The organism is Myxosarcina sp. GI1(2024), from assembly GCF_053543375.1.
This window is the reverse complement of sequence record NZ_JBKGTY010000013.1, coordinates 1-22575: the sequence shown is the minus strand read 5'-3', so window position 1 is coordinate 22575 and position 22575 is coordinate 1. Positions and strand designations below refer to the sequence as shown.

Genomic DNA, 22575 nt, shown 5'->3' with positions numbered 1-22575 from the left:
AAGAGCGATTTATATTTTATTATTCAACAAAAACAGCAGTTTTACGTTTAATTAAATTACTAATAGAGTCGATTGTACGAAAATTTTCAAGCTCTAAATCTTCGTTTTCGATAGAAATCTGGAACTCTTGCTCTATGAATAAAACCAGTTGCATAGCGAACATAGAATTAACAAAACTTAGAGCAAAAATATCTTCATCTAGTTGCAAATCATAATTTCTAATTTTTTTAGAAAGAAAGGTTTTGACTCTGGCTTGAGTTTCGTTCATTAGTCTTATATTATTCCCATTTACTGATATACGTAAAATCCTTGACCACTTTTTCTACCATGCAAGCCTGCATCTACCATTTTTTTAAGTAAAGTGCATGGTCTATACTTACTATCGTTAAAACTTTCGTACAAGACTTCAATAGAAAATAAGATGGTATCTAGCCCAATCAAATCTGCCGTTTCTAAGGGTCCCATTTTATGACCAAAACAGCCTTTAAAAATTTTATCTACATCTTCTGCTGTAGCAACTTGGTCTTGTAATAGAAAAATAGCTTCATTAATAGTTAGCATCAACACACGATTGGAAACAAAACCGGGTGAATCATTGACAATGACACATTCTTTACCCATCTGAGATAGCATTTTTTTGGCTGTCTCAATTGTTGTTTCAGAAGTATGATATCCCCAGATCACCTCCACCATTGGCTTCATTGGTACGGGATTCATAAAGTGGATACCAAGAACCTTATCGGCACGTTTAGTAACTGAAGCAATGCGGGTAATGGGAATTGCTGATGTATTAGCCGCGAATACGCAATCTACTGAGCAAATAGAATCTAATAAAGGGTATAGCTCTCTTTTTATATCCCATTTCTCGGTGACATTTTCAACTATAAAATCCACATCTTCAAGAGTTTTATAATTAGTTGAAAACTCTATTTTTTCAATGATACCATCTGGAGTTTCTTGGCGTTCGCTTTTTTTAAAAAAACTTTGAAAACGGATATTGTTCCTGATTTCATGTTTGGCTTTATCGAGGATATTTTCCGAAATATCTACAAGAATAACTTGGTGACCAGTTTGAGCGAGATTTTGAGCAACTCCGCCCCCCATAACTCCTGCACCAACAACACCTACTGTTTGAATATCCATAAGTTGAATTGTTTGCTTCTATTTGATAAAGTTGGTATACTCTTACCTCAATCTTATTAGTGAGAAAAAGTTTAACTGTAGATAGCGTAGACATTGTAGATAGTTGAACCTTGATACAAGTCTTCTTGTTCGGCTACAATTTGATAACCTTGCTTTTGTAACAAGTTGGTTATCTTTTCTAATCTTCCTTCTATGTCGTGTACTTCTATGACAATCTGCTTAATTTTAGACCAATCTCGTGCTTGAATACCTTCAAGTACTTCCATCTCACATTTTTGAACATCAATCTTGAGTAAGTCTATAAATTGAATGTTTTGTTCGTTAATTATTTCAGAAAGAGTTGTTAATTGGCAGGTATAATTAAGCTCTTTAAATCTTTCTTCCAACAACTCATCAGCATGTTCCATGACTCGATCCATACCAGTCATGCCAGTTTCTAACTGATTGAGCATAATAGCTTTTAAAACTTCCTTCTCTTCTTCTTTATCTGCATAGAAGGAAGACATCCCAGAACTGTTGGGATAAAATGTAAAACTAGCTGTTTTTATTTGGTTAGATACCCCCTGGTTGAAAAGTTTGGCATTTATTTCATAAAAACTCGTATTTAGGTGAAGAATTTCATACAAAGGCGGAGCAGGCTCAAAGGCGTAAATTCTTGGATTTTTGCAATGTTGAGCCATAAAAAGTGTAAACATCCCGATGTTAGCTCCTACATCAAAAATACAGGGGTTATCGCCGAGCGTAATTCCATGCTTAACATATACCTGATTTTGAAAAATATCTTCGTAGAAATAATCTGCTTCAGCTTTAGTTTGATAGGCAATTTCTAAGTTATTAGGTAATTTATAGCGTTGCCAAGTATTAGCTGAGAGGGTTTGTTTGGGTCTTGGTGTGACTGAAACAAGTTGTTGCACTGTATCTTCTGGTAATTCTTCTAGCTCTGCTATGAGCATCTCTTCAATTACCAAAGCTAATTCACTAACACTAGGTGCTTCAAAAATATGACGCAGGGTTAGATCTACCTGAAAATCATTACGAAGCTGGGAAACCAATTGGGTTGCTATTAAGGAATGCCCACCCAAATCAAAAAAATTATCATCTACACCGATCTCAATACCTAGTAATTTCTGCCAAATATTAGCAATTTTTTGCTCGGCTGCATTACTAGGTTCAACATAAGCATTACCTAATGTAGGTCTTGGATGTAATGATTGAGATTGATTAGATTGTTCTGAATTTTTTAAAAATAAGGGTAATGCAAAAGTTTGATGTTCTTCTATTACAGTTTGCAGTTTTCTTGTCGATACAATTATTTGAGGAAAATTTTTAGATAAAATTCGCTCAAATGCATCTAAACCTTCTGAAAAAGATATACCGTATTTCTGTCTAAGTTGCTTAATTTCAGATTGAATGTCTGGTGCAAATGCAAGTAAAGATTTTTGCCAACTATCCCATTGCCACCAATCCCAGTTAATTGAAATTGTAGGTACTTGCTTTTGGTAAAAATTATAATGAGCAAACGCATCTAAAAAAGCATTAGCTGCACAATAGTCTACTTGTCCTAAACCTCCTGTTATGGCTGTGTTAGAAGAAAACAAGATCAAAAAGTCTAAATTCATATCCTTCAACACAGCATCTAAAACTAAAGTGCCTTTTAGTTTTGGCTGGAAAACTTTTGCTGCTAATTCAGGTGTTTTGAGTTGAATGATACCTGCACCTGGAGTACCTGCTGCATGAATTACTCCATAAATATTACCAAAGCGATCACGTGTTCGATCGATCGCACTCTGCATTTGTTCGAGATCGGCAACATCTGCCTTCAGAACTAAAACCTCTGCACCCAATTCCTTTAAATGCTGAACTTTTTTAATTTTTGTTTTTAGCAAATTATCCTTATCCTGACTCGATAGAAATTCTTCCCACTCGTCTTGTGGAGGTAATCCCGAACGTCCAATTAGTACTAATTTTGCTTTTACTTTCTTTGCTAATCCTTCTGCGATCGCCAATCCAATTCCTCCTAATCCCCCCGTGATGAAATAAACTCCTCCTTCTCTTAACTTATTTGTGGATAAAGTTTGGCTTTCAATTGGTAAAGGTTCAAAACACTGTACCCATCGTTGGTTTCCACGATATGCAATGACTTGGTCAGATGTTGCTGTAGCAAGTTCTACTAAAAGATTATCTATTAATTGTTGCCATTGCTTAGTACCAACTGGGGAAAGGTTAATGTCGATGCTACGACAAGATATGTGGGAATATTCTTGAAGAATAACTTTACATAACCCAAGAATTGTCGCCTTTTCTGGACATAAATATTCTTCATCAAGCACTTGTTGTAGGTTGTTAGAAACAATACTCATTTCTACAGAGTCGGTAAGATTTTGTTCCCCCAGTGCTTGTGTAAGAAAAAGTAAACTCCAGAAACTTAGCTCCTGAGCCGTCTCATAATACTCAAGTCGTGACGTTGTTACATTATCATTTGGTGTAATGTTCCATAAATGAGTAATTCTCTTGGGTATTTTACCCAATTTGCGAATACTTTTGAGTAAAGTATCATAGTCACTTTTAGTTTTGGGATTAATCGTATATTCCCCATCTTCAATTTGACTAAATTGCTCTCCAATTTTGACAGTTACAACATTTTGATGCTCGCTTTTAAGATTTTCTACTATTTGATGACCAATACCGCAAGTATCAATAAATACTAACCAACAATGGCTTGGCTTCATAAATTTTTCAGGGGTAGTAGGCATGAGAAAAGCAGAACGTTTCCAAGAAGGAACGTTAAACCAGTTTGTGACATCAAGTTTTTCTTCTGAGGATACTTGATGTTTATGAGAATAACTAGCTTGTTCTTGTGGCTCTATCCAATAACGTTTTCGTTCAAAAGGATATGTTGGTAAAGGAATACGATGACGACGCTCACAAGCGTAAAATCCCGACCAATCTATTTGAACTCCTGTTAACCAAAGCCTACCTAATGTTTTCAATAAAAATGCTAAGTCCGATTGCCGATCGTAAGAATATCTAAGAGAAGATAAAACTACCTGATTAGCTTCCGAATTGTTTTCTATACATTGAAGAGCAAAGCTACCTAAAGTCTGTCCAGGACCTATTTCCAACAAAATCGGCTGCTGTTGTTTCCATAACTCTTGCACACCAGGAGCAAATAGAACAGCTTGACAGAGATGCTTAACCCAATAGTCTGGATTTGTGGCTTCTGCTGCTGTTATCCAAGTTCCTGTAACGTTAGAGACATAAGGAATTTTTGGTCCTTGGAGGTTAAAGGTTTCGATTAACTCACGTAAATTAGGGGCGATCACCTCCATTATGTGGGAGTGAAAAGCATGAGAAGTTTCTAAACGACGACAAGCTAAACCTTTTTGTGTTAAATCTTTTTCCAATGCTTCGATCGCACTAGTTTCACCTGCGACGACACACATAGATGGTCCATTGACCGCAGAAAGTGAGATTTTGTCATTCAGTAAGGGGGATATTGACGTTTCCGAAAGTAGAACTGCAAGCATTGCTCCACCAGGCAACTTTTGAATCATCTGCGCTCTTGCAGCAATCAGTTTTAAACCTTCTTCTAGAGATAAAACCCCCGCCAAGGTTGCTGCTACATATTCACCAATGCTGTAGCCGATCGTTGCTTGGGGACGAATTCCCCAGGATATTAATAACTGAGCTAAGGCATATTCAATCACAAAAACAGCTGGTTGAGCTAGATTGGTTTGATTGAGTAAAGATGTTGCAGACGACAACTGTGCATCTGGTTGTGTCTCACTTCTACCCAACATTTTTCGTAAGTCTAAACCTGGAGATTCAGAAGTCGATTTTTGACTTACTGGAGATTTTGGAGAATTTCTGTTTGGATAAAGGACATCTCGTAAATCTTGACCAATAAGCGGTTCTAGAAATTCACAACAGTAATCTATTTGTTCTTGAAATATGGCTTCAGTTTGATAAAGTTCTTCAGCCATGTTGACATAGTGGGTACCAAGTCCGGGGAACATAAAAGCAATAGGGGCTTTCTCTATACCTTCACTAGAAGATACTGATTTGGGATTTTCCAGTTTGGCGATCGCCTCAGCAATATCCCGACAAACAACAGTCTGCCTATAATCAAAAGCCTGTCGTCCAGACTGCAATGTGTAAGCAACATCTGCGAGGTTTAAATCGGGATGTTGTTTTAGGTAATTTGTTAGATTAACAGTAGCACTTTTTAATGCTGAGTCTGTTTTGGCTGAAAGTAATAATAGCTGCCAAGGGCGAGAAGAACCAAACTCTTCTGGAAGGAGCGGAGCTTCTTCCAAAACTACGTGAGCATTAGTCCCCCCTACACCCAAAGCACTAACACCTGCACGTCGAGGTGTCTCCCCCGATTTCCATTCTGTTAGCTTAGTGTTAACGTAAAAGGGACTATTGGTAAAATTTATTTGGGGATTAGGTTGCTCAAAATTTAGACTAGGCGGTATTTGCTTATATTTTAGGGATAAAACAGTTTTTATCAATCCTGTAATGCCAGCTGCTGCATCTAAATGACCGATATTTGTTTTTACTGAGCCTACAGCACAAAAACCTTTGTTCTGGGTACTGCTACTAAAAACTTGAGAAAGTGCGGTAATTTCTATGGGATCGCCTAAAGCCGTGCCAGTCCCATGAGCTTCAATATAATCGATCGTCTCAGGCTCAACTCCAGCCAGCATCATTGCTTCGGCAATAACCTCCGCTTGACCATCCACACTAGGAGCCATGTAGCCAACTTTGCCAGAGCCATCATTATTTATAGCTGAACCTTTAATGACAGCATGAATGCAATCGCCATCGGCTAGAGCATCACTCAATCTTTTGAGAACGATAACTCCTACGCCGTTACCAATAGTTGTTCCTTGAGCTTTGGCATCAAAAGCACGACAGTGACCATCTGGTGAGAGTGCTCCTCCTTGTTCGTGGAAATAACCACTTTTTTGGGGTACGCGAATTGAAACTCCACCAGCCAAAGCCATGTCGCACTGATAATTTAACAAACTTTGACAGGCGAGTACGGTGGTAACTAAAGATGTCGAACAGGCAGTTTGTACAGTGATACTGGGTCCCGTGAGATTTAATTTATAGGAAACGCGAGTAGTCAAAAAGTCTTTATCGTTGCCGATTAAAGCTTGATAAGATTGTGCCGAACCCAAGCGGTCTCGATTAGCATCGTAGGAATAATAATTATTGAGGCTAGCTCCAGCGTAGACTCCCGTTTTACCTCGATATCTATGGGGATCGTACCCCGCATTTTCTAGTGCCTCCCACGCACATTCTAAGAATAACCGGTGCTGAGGATCGGTAATTTCAGCTTCTTTGGGATTAAAATCAAAAAAGGGCGCATCAAATAAATCTATGTCTTCTAAAACACCACCAGCTTTTACGTAGTTGGGATTTTTTAATAGGTCGGGATCGATTCTCGACTCGATCGGTTTCTCATCGCTAAAGAAGGAAACCGATTCAACCCCATTGGCTAAATTTTGCCAGAATTCTTCTAGGTTCTTAGCTCCAGGAAAACGCCCTGCCATGCCAATAATTGCTACTGCTTCTAATGATTCTTGGACTTCTAAACTGTTCATCTTTTTCTTGCTAATAGTTTTTGTCGGTTGATTGCTTTGATCCTTTGCTCGGTGCGATCGCGTATCGACTCAAAAGCTTCTTTCTCTGGGGAATTTTGGGTGATAAACTGCCCCAAAGATTTGACAGTCGGGTATTTAAACATTTCCACTACTGATAAATTTTGCTGTAAAGACTTTCTCAATTTTTGATTTACCTCCAGCAGCAGCAGAGAATGACCGCCGAGGTCAAAAAAGTTCTCATCGATTCCTACCTTTTCTAGATGTAATGCTTCTTGCCAAATAGCAGCAATCTTCCGTTCGATTTCCGAACTAGGTGCTTGATGAGTTACTGCGAAACTCGATGCGGTTTCTGGTATAGGCAAAGCACGACGCTCTACTTTTCCGTTTGGCAACAGAGGTAGTCGATCTAAAGTCACGAAAACTGAAGGAAGCATATACTCTGGTAATAAATCTCGGAGATAATTCTTTCCTTCTTCCTTCAACCATTGGGAATTACAATCGCCAACGATATAAGCTACTAACTGTTGTCTTTGAGATATCTTTTTAACCACAACCACCGCTTCTCTTACGGCTGGATGTTGGCTCAAAACGGCTTCAATTTCCCCTAACTCAATGCGAAAGCCTCTGATTTTGACTTGATGGTCGATCCTGCTGAGATATTCGATCGCGCCATTAGAGTGATAACGAGCTAAATCGCCTGTTTTGTATAGTCGCGTTCCTGGGTCAAACGGATTGGCAATAAACTTTTCTTTAGTTAATTCGGGACGATTTAAATACCCTCTAGCCAAACCTACACCACCAATATATAACTCTCCTGGTACTCCAATCGGAACTGGCTGTAAATCTCGATCTAGGATATGTATTTGCGTATTAGCGATAGGACGACCAATGGGAACCGTAGTTAAGCTACTATCTGGTTGGCAATGCCAATGAGTGACATCGATCACTGCTTCTGTAGGTCCATAAAGATTATAAAGTTCACAGTCAAGCCGAGCAAAAAACTTTTCTTGTAGAGAAAAAGATAAAGCTTCACCACTACAAATAACTCGTTTGAGACTGCTACATCTTTGTAATTCTGGTTCTTCAAGAAATATTTGCAACATTGAAGGAACAAAATGTAGCGTTGTAATTTCTTCCTTCTCTATCGTATCGACTAAATATCCACTATCTTGATGACCTCCTGGTCTAGCTATTACTAGAGATGCACCAGTGATTAACGTCCAGAAAAATTCCCAAACTGAGACATCAAAACTATAGGGTGTCTTTTGTAAAACTTTGTCTTTTGGGGTTAATTGATAGGCATCCTGCATCCACTGCAAACGATTACAGATTCCCCTATGAGTATTCATTACTCCCTTGGGTTTACCCGTAGAACCAGAGGTATAAATAACATAGGCTAAATTTTCTGGCTTTATATCACTGGCTGGATTTTGAGAACTATAATTAGCATAAATTGCATCTTCAGTGTCTATGGATATTATTAGTTTTGCTTGATGTGGTGGAAGTTCATCTCTCAAGTGCGGCTGCGTCAATAATACTGGTACTCTAGCATCCTCCATCATGAAGCATAACCGGACTTGAGGATAGGCTGGGTCTAGGGGTAAATATGCTCCCCCAGCTTTAAGAATAGCTAGTAAACCCACCACCATCTCAATGGAGCGTTCCATACTGATGCCAACAACCGTGTCCGATCTAACACCTTGTTGCTGTAAATAGTGAGCTAATTGATTGGCTCGGTTGTTTAACTCCTGGTAAGTTAGCTTTTGGTTTTCAAAGACAATAGCTGTCTGGTTGGGTTTTTTTTCTGCCTGTTCTTCAAATAGCTGATGGATACACTTATCTTGGGGATAATCTGTCTTGGTATTATTCCACTCGACTAGTAGCTGACGTTTCTCAGATGAGGTTAATAATGGTAATTTTGAAATATCTCGTTCGGGATTGCTAACTATGTTTTCCAGTAAAGTCTGAAAATGTCCCAGCATCCGAGTTATGGTATCTGCATCAAATAAATCGGTGTTATATTCACAGGTAGCAATCAAACCTGACTCGGAATCCTCCATAAACAAGGTCAGATCGAACTTAGACGTATTGTTATAACCTTCCTCATAACTAACTGATAAATCCGATAGACTTAGATTGGGTTTCGGCACATTCTGGAGAACGAACATTACCTGAAAGAGCGGATTGTAGCTTAAATCCCTGTTGAGCTTTAGTTCTTCGACTAACTTTTCAAAAGGTAGGTCTTGGTGAACGTAAGCTTCTAAAGCAGTGGACTTTACCCGCTCTAGCAAATCTAAGAAACTTAAATCGCCAGAAAGGTCTGTACGCAGCACCAGAACATTAACAAAAAAGCCGATTAATTGCTCTATTTGGGCTTTGCTACGATTGGCAATGGGCGAACCTACTATAATGTCAGTTTGACCCGTGTAGCGATACAGCAAGACTTTGAAGGCTGTAAGCAAGGTCATAAACAGAGTTACTCCCTGCTGACGGCTCAAATCTTCTAATTTTTGCTTTAAGGTTGAGGCAAGAACTAATTTGGCGCGATCGCCTTTAAAAGTCTGAACTGGAGGACGCGGACGGTCTGTTGGTAAATTCAGTACGGGTAGTTCGCCCTGTAACTTTTGTTTCCAGTAAGCCAATGACCCTTGGAGGCGTTCGGAACTAAAACCTTTTCGCTGCCAACTGACAAAATCTTTGTACTGAATTGGTAATTCAGAGAGAGGCGAAAGTTTACCTTCAGCAAATTTTTCGTATAGAGCGATCAGTTCTTCCAGCAAAACGCCGATAGACCACCCATCTGCGACTATATGATGTAGGACAATAATCAAATTGTGATCCTTATTACCTATTCGTGCATATTTGGCACGAATCAAGGCTTTAGAGGATAAGTCAAATGGCTGCTGTGCTAATTCTGTAGTTAAAGTTTGTACTGCATGGGTGCGGTCGCTGGTCTTGAGAGAACTTAAATCTTCAACCTCCAGAGTTACTGATACATCTTGATTAATGACTTGGACTGGTTGTCCATCTAGCATCGTAAAGCTCGTGCGTAGTATTTCGTGTCGTCTGACAATTTCGTTCAAACACGCTTGTAATACTGCTAATTCAACACAACCATGAAGGTAAATAACTACAGGGATATTATATGTATAGCTATTGGGAGCTAGATGCTGAATAAACCACAATCCACGCTGGGAAAAAGATAGGGGATGATTAGATGCATCTTGTTCTGTGCGGGTAAGAGATAGTGAAGGCGGTTTCCCTGTGGTTATTTGAGCGAGTATCTTAGTGACGAGCGATCGCGTACTCATTCCTTCAAAGAAGTCGGCTACGGATACTTCTACTTTGAGATCGACCTCGATCTGATTTTTCAACTCAAACACTTTGAGGGAATCGAGTCCGAGAGTAGTTAATGGTTCTTTGGGGTCGATATCCTCTGGTGCGATTTCCAATGCTCTGGCTTCTTGTTCGGTTAAATAGCTTTCTAAAAGTGTTTGACTTTCCCTGGGAGGAAGTGCCAAAAGTTGCGATCGCTGTAATCGGGTTACTTCCCTCGCTATACCAACACTTTTAAGAATATCGCTAGCAACTATATCTAAAGTACCTTCTAAAAACTTATTCTGAGTTGCCCGACGTTGAATCTTACCACTAGAAGTTTTGGGAATTCTACCAGGCTTGATTAAGACTACGCCGTAAACTTCTATCTCGTGGACTTCAGTTACCGCTTGTCTAATAGTGGTCGTGACTTCTTCTAAATTGGGTTTAGCGCGAAACTCTAACTCTTGGACGATTACTAATTTTTCTTCATTATTTTTTTCTACGGTAAAAGCAGCATTACTACCCATACGTAGTGCATCATGACTAGTTTCAGCAGTCAGTTCGATATCTTGAGGATATAGATTGCGTCCCCTAATAATAATTAAATCTTTGAGTCTACCAGTAATAAACAGTTCGTCTTTTTCATCGAGAAAACCTAAATCGCCAGTGCGGAGAAAAGACTTTTTCCTCTCGCCTCCCAAACAAGCTTGAAAAGTTGCTTTAGTCTCTTCTGGACGATTCCAATAACCCTTAGCAATACTATTTCCACGTACCCAAATTTCCCCGACACTACCTGGTTCGCACCGTGTCAAAGTCTCAGGATTAACGATTGCAATTTCTTGTTCTGGAATACTTTTGCCACAACTAACAAAAACCTGACTATTTTCTTCCTCAGAGACTTGTATAATCTTATTTTCAGCTAAAGCTAACTTATCTACAGCCTTAGTCTTATACCCAGTCTCCTTGTTATCCGAAGGTGTATCTTTTAGGACTCCTTGTCCCCCCGTCTCCTTGTCCCCCAGTCCCCTTGTCTCTGTATTTTCTCCAGAAACTATTAAAGTAGTTTCTGCCATGCCATAGCAAGGATAGAAAGCGTCCGCGCGAAACCCACACTCGGCAAAAATACTGCTAAATCGCTCTAAAGTATTACTCCGAATTGGTTCTGCCCCATTAAATGCCACCTGCCAACTCCTCAGATCGAGAGAAGCCTTCTGTTCGGCAGTAATTTTTTGAACACACAATTCATAGGCAAAATTTGGCGCACCGCTAGTAGTGCCTCCATAGCGAGAAATAGCCTGTAGCCACCGATAGGGACGCTGTAAAAAGGATACGGGTGGCATTAAATAACAGGGAAAGCCACCATATAAGGGTTGCAAAATACCCCCAATTAAACCCATGTCGTGATAAATTGGCAGCCAAGAGACAAACTTACTTTCAGATGAATGTTTCATCCAACGATATGTCATGGCTGCGTTGTGCAGTAGATTACCATGACTTACCATCACCCCTTTTGGCGTACCCGTCGAACCAGACGTATATTGCAGGAAGGCAATTGTATCTTTATCTAAATTCAGCTTTTGCCAGGTGTCTTCAATACCGCTTTCCAGATTATCTGTAGCTAACCACTGTAAATTACTTTTATTTTCTGTCTTAGAAAACAAAGACTCCATTCTAAACAATAGAGTATTAGTAGTTAAAACTATTTTGGCTGCTGCATCTGCTGCGATCGCCTGTATTCTGGGTGTTTTTCTTTGATTTTGTGGTGGATAAGCAGGAACGGCAATTACTCCAGCGTAAAGACAGCCAAAGAAAGCAGCAAGATAATCTAAACCTGAAGGATAGAGTAATAATGCCCTTTCGCCCCTCAAGTTTAACCCTTGTAGTTGCACTGCGATCGCTCTAGATCTGCGGTCTAACTCTCCATAAGTTAGGGTTTCTGTCTCCGTTTCGCCATCTTCTAAAAACGTAAAAGCCGTTTTCTGAGATTGTGACGAAGCTCTATATTGTAATAGTTCTACTACTGTCGAACAATTTTCCACAACAAATTTCCTACCACTATCAAGTGATTTTTTACTGCTTCTATTACTAGTTGAAACTTTCTTGAAGGATATTTTTAAAGTATTAATGACTACCTGAGTTCTAGTAGAACTTAAAGAAGTAATGAGAGTTTTAAGTTGGATGTCGATATCTTTGTAAACAAATTTACATTTGAGCAACACAAACAAATTACTCTTAAACCACTTTATTTATCTAACTAGTAGGTACGAGTCAAGTTACTAAACTCTTTTTTATTTGGAGTTGCTTTAACTACTTCACCAGTTAAATTTTAGTTTCAATAAAAGCAGTCAATGTAATTTTTGCTTTCGAAATCTACAGTAGCAACTATTGAAAATAATAATCAACACGATCGACTATCTCGTTACATATTTTTACATAGACAGTTTGTAATCTAAGGTATATGTATTCTGGCTTACAAATTACTATTTAAGCTTTGACTAGGGAAAAATTAGCTCAATATACTATAATTATTTGTTAAAAATATTTTTCATTAAAGACTACTTGTGTAATGCGGCGTAGAGACTCTCAATTGAGTCAGTAGATGAGAGCTTTTATCTAAAAGCGTCGCCAATAGGAATATGATTGGGGGTTCGTCCTTGAAAGCAGATGGCAGAAAGCTCGATACGCTACGCAAAACGTGGCAAGTGCGAAGCGCACTTGGGCTGTACCCAACCCTATGGGAGATTCCGAGCCGCGACGGTTCGGCAGGAGTCTTGAATCAAAACGTGCTCATAGACAATAGCGCTATTTGACCGACAAGCTAACCTTCTGGAAGGGCTGTATGCGGAGGTTTCCTCCGCACCTTGAACGCCTGTTCTCCTGACTCTGCCTTTCTCGCGCAGCGAGATAAAACTTTTCAATTTAAACTAATTGAGGAATAAAACTATAATGCTGACAAAAAATGTTTTAAAAATGACTGTTTCTACTTTAATTACTCTTGGTAATTTAATCTTTTTACTAATGTCTAGACCCCTGTTAGCCAATCCGATGGATATAGAATCTTTACAGATTTCACATCCAACTATTACTCCCAATTGGTTATCTATGGGGAAGTTTCTCTTTTATCAATTTTTCAGCCAAAAGCCTTAGAGAGCGATAAGCTTAATGACGTGGCTTTGCGACACCTTTCTTCAGAATGGACGATGACCAATTCTTTCCATGCAGCCTATCTGATTTGGGATCGGAGTAAAAATATAGCTACATCTCAACTAGAATCCGAACGCTATTTTGAATATGAAGAATTCCCCCTCGAAAAGTTTTATAACCTAGTTTTAGAAGCCAATCTAGAATTTTCAACTGGAACTTTAAAACAAGCTACCACCATTGGCATAGAAGTTAATAAAAATCCTTTTATTATTTCTGGTGAAGGGATTAAATCTCCAGCTTTTACCTCTTCAACTTTTACTACTTCTATTCTTCCCAGTCCTTATTTAGCCAGTGATTTTGTTAGTAAAAAAAACTATATAGGATTATTCATCGCCCATGAAATTAATTTCAGCGATCGCCTGTCGTTCTATTTTGAAGGTACTTTTGATGTCGCGATCGGCGATACCAGCGATCTTTCTCAAGTTCCGACTGCCGAACCAATTGAGAACCATGATTTTTATCCCGAACTAGGTTTTAGCTACCAACTAACTAAAAATACCTTTTTGTTTACGACTCTATTTTATGCCAACGAACCGATTGAAGGAACTGATGCTCTAAACAGATCTTTACAGTCTGAAGTATATACGGGTATCGAACTTGGAATCGAAACCGAACAAAATAAAAACTGGTGGGCAACTCTTTCGTATTATGACGAAGCTCAAGATAATATTGCTGCTAGCGATCCGAACCAACCAGATTTTGACCTACAGATCGACGAACAAACAAGTCGGTTTTGGATGGGGGAAATAAGAGGGAAAATCACTCCTGGTTGGTGGGTGTATGGGTTTTATAGTTATACCGATGCCAAAGTTACTGAAGACGAAGTAATTCCAGTCGGAAGCTCAGTTGCGGGGGTGGCACGTCATAGTAGTGGTTTGTGGACTAGCTATGAAATTACTAAAGGAACATTGCAGGGTTTGGGTTTTGGTGGCGGAGTAACTTGGTATGGCGATCGCCCTGGAGATACCAAGAATAGTTTTATTTTACCTGGTTACTTACAAACTGATGCAGCCATTTTTTACTCGCAAGATAATTTTAGAGCAGCACTCAGTATTCAAAACTTATTCAATGCAGGAATAGAGGACGAAGAAGTTGGAGTGCGAGCACTTTTCGGTACGGTATGGTTTCAATTTTAAAATTTTCTTAACAATGTCAACAAACTCAACAAAAAGAAATTTAAGAACCTTCGCCATCATCTGGTTCGGACAAACGATTTCAATGCTAGGCTCTAGTATGACTGGGTTTGCCTTTTCGATCTGGGTTTGGCAACTTACGGGTCATGCTACTGATTTGGCTTTATTTGGTTTCTTTTCTCAACTTCCACAAATTTTTATGTTTCTTATTTCTGGAACGATAGTCGATCGCTGGAATCGAAAATTACTCATGATCGCTGGAGATTTAATGACTGGTATGTTGACAATTATTGTTTTGATACTGTATTCAACCAATCATTTGCAAATATGGCATTTATATCTAGCCGTGGCGATCGCGGGAGTTTTTGAGCAATGTCAAAAATTAGCCTTTTCTACGTCTATCTCTACCTTAGTACCCAAACGGCACTACAGTCGTGCTAGTAGCATGGGATTTTTAGCTAGCTATGGTTCGAGCATTATTGCACCAGCACTGGCTGGCGTTCTTTATGTAACTATAGAGTTGGCTGGAATTATGCTCCTCGACATTACTACTTTTATTATTGCTATCAGTACGGTATTGTTGGTTCGTATTCCTCAACCAAAACAGCCACTGTTAGACCCTGAAAAATCTCTTAGCATTGGCAGAGAATTGAGCTTTGGCTGGAACTACTTGACTAAACACTCTAGTTTATTGTGTCTGTTAGTTTTGATATCTTTATTCTGGTTGTTTCACGACCTCGGTAATTCTCTTTATTCGGCAATGATTTTAGCACGAAGCAATAACGATCCAAGAGTTTTAGGTAGTTTGGCTTCGGCTGCTGGAGTTGGAGGTGTAGTTGGTGCTTTATCAATGGGTAAATGGAGTGGTTTTAAACGGCGAATCAACGGAGTACAGTTGGGCATGATTGGTGCTGGTTTGAGTAAAACGATATTTGGCTTGGGTGCGGCACCTTTAGTTTGGATTCCAACCCAGTTTTGTTCTTCTTTCAATTTTCCCGTACTCGGCAGTTCTCTTGATGCTATTTGGCTGAGTAAAGTAAGTCCTGAAATACAGGGACGGGTTTTTGCTACTCGTTCGATGATTGTGACGATAATTTCATCATTGGGTTATTTAATTGCAGGACCTTTAGCCGACCGCGTTTTTGAACCCGCCATGAGATCGGGAGAATTGCTAGCAACTATATTTGGTTGGTTATTTGGTACGGAAAAAGGTTCGGGTATCGCCCTGCTATACGTTATTTGTGCTTTGGCTATGTTATCGCTCGGCTTGGGTGGATATGCCGTTCAAAGGCTTCGCGATCTCGAATTACTTATTCCCGATTGTGGTCGCTGAGCAAGCTTCTCGAAAACAATTTTTGATTATCTCACTCATGGAGAGATTCCTACAGACTGGAAAGAGAAGTCCCACCACCTGTCGTAAAAAAATAGGGACGCAAAAGGATGGGCCGTGTCACTTGGGCTGTAAGAACCACTCAATATCTACCTTGAGTATGGATTTATATCAATTACGTCTGATGTGAATTAAATTTTAGCAAAAGGTATCAAATTTTTTTAAAACAAGTCGAAAATACTGTATTGTTTATTGAGAAAGACTTTTATTTAGAACACTAAGCGCAATTTAATTTAATTGTGCATTGTGTGAGGAGCAAGAACTTGAAATCAATCCAATCTAGTTTTTTTTATATACTCAAATTAAGCTCAATTATCTTATTGGCAGCTATTAACCCTGTTGCTGCTGAGGCAATAAAGAATCAATCTGATTTAGGAGCGGCAACTCAAATTCAGGAAAATCGCGATCGAGTTTCTATCTCGGCAAAGGATTTACTGGCGCAACAAGCGGAGTCACAGGGTGGACGGAGACGGGGAGACACAGAGACGGGAAGACTCGCTTCGTTTGGACGAAGGGACAAGGAGCGCGGGAGCGCGGGGGACACCTTCGGGAAAGCCGATAAATTCTCTCCAAGTCACCCAGTCACCCAGTCACTCAGTCCTAGTTCCCCCAGTCCCCTAGTCCCCGAGTCACCCAGTCAGTCATCATCTATAAATTTGATAGCACAAGGTAACGTAACGCGAGTTACGGGAGTACAGATTAATCCAACCGAGTCAGGTTTGAAGTTAGTCTTAGAAACTGTGGCGGGAAGCGAGAGATTAGTGCCGTTGATTGTGCCAGAAGGGAACGATTTGGTTATCGATATCCTCGATGCAACCCTAGCATTCTCGATTAGAAGAGGGATTGAAGAACTCAACCCCGCACCAGGGATTAGTAGAATTACGGTCAACAAGGTCGATGACAGCAGTATTCGCGTAACCATTACGGGAACTAACCAAACCCCAAGCGCGGAAATAGTACCAGGAAGAGACGATCTAGTTCTAAGCGTTACTCCTGAAGATACTACCGCAGAACAAGAACCAGATGAGGAAATTGAAGTTATTGCCACGGGGGAAGCAGAAGACGAAGATGATTACTTTGAACCCGATGCGACTACAGGGACTCGTCTCGATATTCCTCGTTTGGAAACTCCTGCATCAATCGGGATTATTACTGAAGAACTAATTGAAGACAAAGCTGCCAGACGAGCCGAAGATTTAACTCCCTTCGTTAGTGGTGTCAGCCCAAGTGATGGGGAAGCCCAAGGAGGATTAACCCCTCAGTTTACTATTCGTGGTTTTGGGGTAAATCGGCAAGTATACATCAATGGCTTGCGTGATAGTCAGCGTTTTCTGGTTAGAGATTTAGCCAATATCGAACGCATTGAAATCTTAAAAGGACTTTCTTCTCTACTTTATGGAACGGGAACTCCAGGTGGTGTAGTTAACTACATCACTAAAAAACCTGAATCAACTCCTCAGTATTCAGCTTCTTTTCAGGCGGGAAGTTTTGACTTCTATCGCGGTGAAGTCGATGCTACAGGTCCGATAACTAAGGATGAAAAATTACTATATCGCTTTGTTGCTGCTTATCAAGAAGCAAATTCTTTTGTAGACAATGTTGAAGATGACCGTATATTTATTGCACCTTCCTTAACCTATCTGACAGGTAATAACGGTTCTCTAACTCTTGAAGGAGAATATTACAGACAAGATAAAGATATTAATAGCGGAGCTAAGTTTCGTGACGGAGAGTTTTTGTTTGACCGTAGTTATACAGATCCTCGTAACAGCCAGATTAACGACAACTATCGAGTTGCTGCCTATTTCGACCAACCCTTTAGTGACGATTGGAAAATTAGCTTGAGCGGTCAATACTTTCATATCGACCGAGCAAATGATCCTTTATCTGCTGGATTTTTCTTCAATGAAGAAGATGAACTCGTACGTTCTTATGACATTCTTTCTGATGATTTTGACCAAGTTAATCTACGAGGAGAAGTAACGGGAGATTTTAAGATTGGAGCTACCGAACATAAGCTGCTCGCTGGAGTCGAGTATAGCTGGTCTGAGACAAATTTTACATTGGGAAGCGGTGTTTTTTCTGATTCTGACAACACCATCGATCTAGAAAATCCCAGTTTTGATGTTCCTATCCCAGATGTAGAATTTCGCGACCCATTTGACGAGCCATTTATTGTCTCAATTAGTGACTGGGGAATTTATCTACAGGACTTCGTGACTTGGGGACGTTTTCGCTTGCTGGCTGGTTTGCGATATGGAGAGTTTGAAAATACATCGAATGATGAAATCAACTCAGAAGGGAATTTTGTTTCTCCAACGGTGGGATTGGTTTATACCTTATCGGATTCTGCCTCCATTTATGCCAGCTTTAGCCAATCGACAGAACCACAAAGTGGTACGACTAGAGATGATGAATTTATTGAACCAAGAGAAGCAACTCAATACGAGATTGGCACCAAAGTAAATTTGTTCGACGAGCGATTTAACGTTACCGCAGCTTTATTCGATCTGACTCAAACCAATATTGCCGAATCAGACCCTGCCGACCCTGAGTTTGTCATTCCCGTAGGAGATGTCCGCACGCGAGGATTAGAGCTAGACTTAACAGGTGAAATTACTAACAATCTCAGTCTAATCCTTGCCTACACTCATTTTTTCGAGGCAGAAGTCATCGCAAGTGATGAAGGATTGGAAGGTAACAGTCTACTTAATGCCCCAAGTAATGAAATTGGTATTTATGGTGAATATGAGTTTACCGAAGGCGCACTCCGAGGATTGAGTTTGGGAACGGGTTTAATCTATGTGGATGAACGAGCAGGAGACAGCGATAATACTTTCGATTTACCTAGTTATTTCAGAGTAGACTTAGGAGCTACTTATGAATTAAACAATCTTACTTTTGCCTTAGCGATTGAAAATTTATTCGATGAAACCTATGCCTCTGGTTCATCCGATCGAGCCAATATTACTCAGGGTAGACCTTTTGCTGTCACTGGTTCGGTCAAAGTCGATTTTTAACTAGATATATTTGAGTAGCTAAATTCCGATGGCAAAACTTTTATTCCGCTCGATATCTCTATTATTTCTGGCAGTTATCACCTTTGTGCTTGTCTTATCTTGCACTCATAGCAATAGAGAAAGTGAAATTAATTCACAAGCATTACCAAAAGATTGTGTGGTGATTCAGCATGTGATGGGAGAAACCTGTATTCCTCAAGAGCCAAAACGAATTGTGACACTCAACATTGCCGTTTTAAGTAATGCTCTGGCTTTGGGTATTCAGCCGATTGGAGCTACAATTCCTTATACATTCTCAGAGGCTCCTGACCTGTACTTAAAGGATAAAATCCAGGGAATTGAGATAATCCCTGTTGACGGATATCAGGTTAATCTCGAAAAAGTTTTACTGCTTGAACCCGATCTGATTGTCAGTCCCTCAACTTCGGAAACTCGGTCGGTCTATCCACAAATTTCACAGATTGCCCCGACAGTCTTGTTACCATTTCAAGAGATTTCGGGTGACTGGAAACAACACTTTTTTGAGATTGCTGTTTTGTTCGATAAAATAGAATTAGCCGAGGAACTGATGAATGAATACTATCTCAGAATAGAAGATTTGAAGCAAAAAATAGATGATGATTTTTGCCCAACATCTCTCAAACAAGCTTCAATAAAAGATTGTCATCAACAGCTTCGTGTACTGTTTGTTGAGGGGATTGAATTAGGCAGTTTCGATGTACGCGGTCGAGGCTCATTTCCTGGAAGCATCCTAGATGACATGGGATTTCAAACACATGAGTCAGCTTCGACTTCATTTTCTATTGAATATTGGCCCCAGCTTGAAAGCGACATCTTATTTATCGGAACTATTCAAACAGATGAATACGGAATTTCTGACTTGCAAGAGCTTGCTCAAGTTCGAGAAATGCCTTTATGGAACCAGCTTGAAGCTGTACAGAAAGATCGGGTATACGTGGTCAATCGTTCAGTTTGGTATGGTAGCAATATTTTGGCAGCCTATGCTGCATTGGATGATATCGAGCGGTCTTTATTGGAAGCAGAAAATTAGGAGCCATTTGTATGTCAAACCCGACACTATTTGTTTGCCAGTCTTGCAACGATGCTGCTCACAAGCGCATTAAGCCCTCCCAAGGTGCTTGCCTGCTAGAGCTGATAAACACGCTGCGATCGCCTGAGTAACCCTTGACAATTCAACCCGTCGGTTGCCTTTGGATGTGCAGTCAAGCCTTTGTCGCTGCGGTATCGGCAGCCAATAAGCTCACCTATTTATTTACCGATTTACCCCCTGACGAGAGTGCCGAAGCATTACTTCAATTTGCCGAACTCTATCATCAACACGATGGAGAATCTATTCGCTATCGCCAACTTCCCGAAACGCTCAAATCGGGGAAAATTGCCAAAATTCCGCCTGTAGTTCAATCGAAATCTCAACTCACGTAAAAAGTTGCCACCTTTAGTTCTCATATTTCAGACAGTACGAGAGAAAATTCTTCACTTTGACCAACACCATATTTTGACAAAAACCTCCCCGATAATCTTCATTTGCTACAAAAAAAGTGCGTAAATTTATCCTCATCTGGTTTGGTCAACTTGTTTCCACTATCGGTAGCTACATGACCGATTTCGCCCTCACTCTCTGGGCGTGGCAACTAACGGGTTCGGCAACGGCATTAGCTTTGGTAGGCTTTTTCTCTTTGCTACCTCGTATTTTTATCTCTTTATTCGCGGGCATCATAGTAGATCGCGCCAACCGCAAACATTTAATGATGTTAGGAGATGTGATCGCTGCTAGTTCAACCCTAATTATTTTAATTCTTCATCTGTCGGGAAATTTAGCTATCTGGCATCTGTATCTAGCTGCGTCGATTAATGGCGGTTTTGGACAAATTCAACAACTAGCCTATTCCACCTCGATTACCTTACTTGTTTCTTCCCAAAATTACACCCGTGCTAACAGTATGAATTCAGTAGTTCACTATGGCTCTAATATCATTGCTCCTGCGATCGCTGGCGTGCTGTATCCGATTATTGGTTTGGGGGGAATCTTGCCGATTGACTTGGCGACTTTTCTCGTGGCGATCGCTACTTTAGTTTGGATAAGAATTCCCCAGCCGACGAGAAGCGCGGGAGAAAAGTCCGTCGGCAATACCGAAGATGTTTCTTCAATTCCCCAATCCCCCAGTCCCCCAATCACAAAAGAGGAAGCAGTAAATCGGTTAGGCATTTTCTGGGCTGAAATTACTTTTGGAATACGATATGTTTGGCAACGGGATAGTTTGCGTACTTTGTTGTTAGTTGTAGCTGCGTTTAAATTTGCTCACGATTTAGGCAATACAGTTCTCGATCCGATGATACTTGCTCGTTCGGACAATAATTCTCGGGTTTTAGGTGCAATCTCTTCCGCAGCAGGGATTGGCGGTGTGACAGGGGCGGTAGTATTGAGTGCTTGGGGCGGTACAAAAAGCCGTGTTAATGGTATGCTATCTGGTTTTATGGGGGCTGGCGTAGCAAAAACTTTATTTGGCTTGGGTCAAAGTCTGAGCGTTTGGCTACCCGCTCAATTCTGTTCTTCCCTCAACTTTCCCCTGTTGGGTAGTTCGAGAACTGCCTTATGGATGGCTGCTGCTCCCCCAGAACTTCAGGGACGAGTGTTTGCAGCCAATTCTTTAGTTTTGCAGTTGGTTAGTGCGATCGCCAAACTGATAGCAGGACCGTTGAGCGATCGCATCCTCGAACCAGCGATGCAGTCAGATACTATCCTAAGTTCGCTGTTCGCACCTATATTTGGTAATGGTGCGGGTGCGGGTATGGCATTACTGTATGTGGGATGTGGGATTGTTATGTTTTCTGTTGGTTTAGTTGGCTACCGATTACCGCAACTAAATCAGCTAGAAAATACGGTGTCGGATGAACCAAGGTGATCGCTTAACTAAAATCAACCTAAGTACAGAGGAATTATTTATACCTGAAGTTTTAACTTCAGATGATTATTAGTTAAACAGGCTCTACAGTTGTAGATAGAATGAGAGTAAAATTCAACATAAACAAATCAAACATCGTACCGCGATTATTATTGCCCATTGGTGACAAGTTAAGAAACTCACGCTTTTAGAGCAAGGAAAAGTCGTCGATATGGCGATCGCGCTACTCTAATTGACAATTCTCATTCGCGATTTTCCAGTCTGCTAAATCTGAATAAAGGATTTTAAGCTCTACCAAGGGAGAGTTCATCCAACTCGAATTACCTTTGTGGAGATAACAGCAATTTACTCACAAATCTATGTAAATCCAGGTTTAGTGTACCCCCTGCACCAGTCCATTCCCCGATTTCAACTTTCCCAAAGAAGATGCAAACTGCTATTAGTCTCAAATATGCTCTTTTGCCCATAACCGCACAGGGGGCTAGTTATAGTGATTATCTCGATCTCGGTTTAGTCTGTCCTCACTGCCATCACCCTGTCTATCTCGTAAAAAGTCGTAATGTAGAGAATAAGTTTCCCCGCAAGACTCGTAGTGGCGAGCTGAAAAAATTTCGTTCCTATAGAACCGATCCCTATTTTGCTCATTTCAAGGTCGCAGACGAGAAATTCTGTCAGTTTCGTCAAAAGACTATTCCATTAACCTCTGATGAGCGTTCGATAGTTAACAGCACGAGAAATCAAAGATTTAAGCTATTTGAGGCTAAAATCAAGTCGATTAAATAAATCCCCGAAACTTGATGCAGTTGAGTGACTTTAGTTTCTTGATAAAAC

Annotated in this window: 12 protein-coding genes; 8 read left to right on the top strand and 4 right to left on the bottom strand. The window is 40.2% G+C overall.

Annotated elements, in window-relative coordinates; all coding sequences use genetic code 11:
* Positions 1-19 precede the first annotated feature (19 nt).
* The 4 genes from ACLFKQ_RS27665 to ACLFKQ_RS27650 all read right to left on the bottom strand — a co-directional run bounded on the left by ACLFKQ_RS27665 (position 20) and on the right by ACLFKQ_RS27650 (position 12112).
* A complete protein-coding gene (locus ACLFKQ_RS27665) occupies positions 20-268 on the bottom strand; it encodes an acyl carrier protein (protein WP_449002865.1) in 249 nt (82 codons plus the stop codon).
* 20 nt (positions 269-288) lie between these two features.
* Positions 289-1143, bottom strand: a complete 855-nt coding sequence (locus ACLFKQ_RS27660; RefSeq protein WP_449002864.1) for a 3-hydroxyacyl-CoA dehydrogenase family protein — start codon at positions 1141-1143, stop codon at positions 289-291.
* A 71-nt stretch (positions 1144-1214) separates the two neighbouring features.
* Positions 1215-6755, bottom strand: a complete 5541-nt coding sequence (locus ACLFKQ_RS27655; RefSeq protein WP_449002863.1) for an FkbM family methyltransferase — start codon at positions 6753-6755, stop codon at positions 1215-1217.
* A complete protein-coding gene (locus tag ACLFKQ_RS27650) occupies positions 6752-12112 on the bottom strand; it encodes an amino acid adenylation domain-containing protein (protein ID WP_449002862.1) in 5361 nt (1786 codons plus the stop codon). The genes ACLFKQ_RS27655 and ACLFKQ_RS27650 overlap by 4 nt, the downstream gene beginning before the upstream one ends.
* 907 nt (positions 12113-13019) lie before the next feature.
* Between ACLFKQ_RS27650 and ACLFKQ_RS27645 the strand changes: the two genes are divergently transcribed.
* The 8 genes from ACLFKQ_RS27645 to ACLFKQ_RS27610 all read left to right on the top strand — a co-directional run bounded on the left by ACLFKQ_RS27645 (position 13020) and on the right by ACLFKQ_RS27610 (position 22527).
* Positions 13020-13220 carry a hypothetical protein gene (locus tag ACLFKQ_RS27645; RefSeq protein WP_449002861.1) on the top strand — a complete coding sequence of 67 codons (201 nt, stop codon included), beginning with the start codon at positions 13020-13022 and terminating at the stop codon, positions 13218-13220.
* 20 nt (positions 13221-13240) lie between these two features.
* Positions 13241-14413, top strand: a complete 1173-nt coding sequence (locus ACLFKQ_RS27640; RefSeq protein WP_449002860.1) for a TonB-dependent siderophore receptor — start codon at positions 13241-13243, stop codon at positions 14411-14413.
* Positions 14414-14426: 13 nt separating this feature from the next.
* Positions 14427-15743 (top strand): MFS transporter, encoded by a 1317-nt coding sequence (locus ACLFKQ_RS27635; protein WP_449002859.1) that lies wholly within the window; start codon positions 14427-14429, stop codon positions 15741-15743.
* A gap of 377 nt (positions 15744-16120) precedes the next feature.
* On the top strand, positions 16121-18820 hold the full coding sequence (locus ACLFKQ_RS27630; RefSeq protein ID WP_449002858.1) for a TonB-dependent siderophore receptor: 2700 nt from the start codon (positions 16121-16123) through the stop codon (positions 18818-18820).
* Between the two features lie 28 nt (positions 18821-18848).
* Positions 18849-19871, top strand: coding sequence for an iron-siderophore ABC transporter substrate-binding protein (locus tag ACLFKQ_RS27625; RefSeq protein WP_449002857.1), 1023 nt, complete (start codon positions 18849-18851; stop codon positions 19869-19871).
* Positions 19872-20005: 134 nt separating this feature from the next.
* Positions 20006-20263 carry a DUF1636 domain-containing protein gene (locus tag ACLFKQ_RS27620; protein ID WP_449002856.1) on the top strand — a complete coding sequence of 86 codons (258 nt, stop codon included), beginning with the start codon at positions 20006-20008 and terminating at the stop codon, positions 20261-20263.
* A 116-nt stretch (positions 20264-20379) separates the two neighbouring features.
* Positions 20380-21744, top strand: a complete 1365-nt coding sequence (locus tag ACLFKQ_RS27615) for an MFS transporter (protein WP_449002855.1) — start codon at positions 20380-20382, stop codon at positions 21742-21744.
* 426 nt (positions 21745-22170) lie between these two features.
* Positions 22171-22527: a hypothetical protein gene (locus ACLFKQ_RS27610; RefSeq protein ID WP_449002854.1), complete on the top strand. Its 357-nt coding sequence runs from the start codon at positions 22171-22173 to the stop codon at positions 22525-22527.
* Positions 22528-22575 lie beyond the last annotated feature (48 nt).

Bases quoted from the DNA above. Each gene is read 5' to 3' on its own strand.
- ACLFKQ_RS27665 (WP_449002865.1), bottom strand. From the start codon at position 268: ATGAACGAAACTCAAGCCAGAGTCAAAACCTTTCTTTCTAAAAAAATT.
- ACLFKQ_RS27660 (WP_449002864.1), bottom strand. From the start codon at position 1,143: ATGGATATTCAAACAGTAGGTGTTGTTGGTGCAGGAGTTATGGGGGGC.
- ACLFKQ_RS27655 (WP_449002863.1), bottom strand. From the start codon at position 6,755: ATGAACAGTTTAGAAGTCCAAGAATCATTAGAAGCAGTAGCAATTATT.
- ACLFKQ_RS27645 (WP_449002861.1), top strand. From the start codon at position 13,020: ATGCTGACAAAAAATGTTTTAAAAATGACTGTTTCTACTTTAATTACT.
- ACLFKQ_RS27635 (WP_449002859.1), top strand. From the start codon at position 14,427: ATGTCAACAAACTCAACAAAAAGAAATTTAAGAACCTTCGCCATCATC.
- ACLFKQ_RS27625 (WP_449002857.1), top strand. From the start codon at position 18,849: ATGGCAAAACTTTTATTCCGCTCGATATCTCTATTATTTCTGGCAGTT.
- ACLFKQ_RS27610 (WP_449002854.1), top strand. From the start codon at position 22,171: ATGCAAACTGCTATTAGTCTCAAATATGCTCTTTTGCCCATAACCGCA.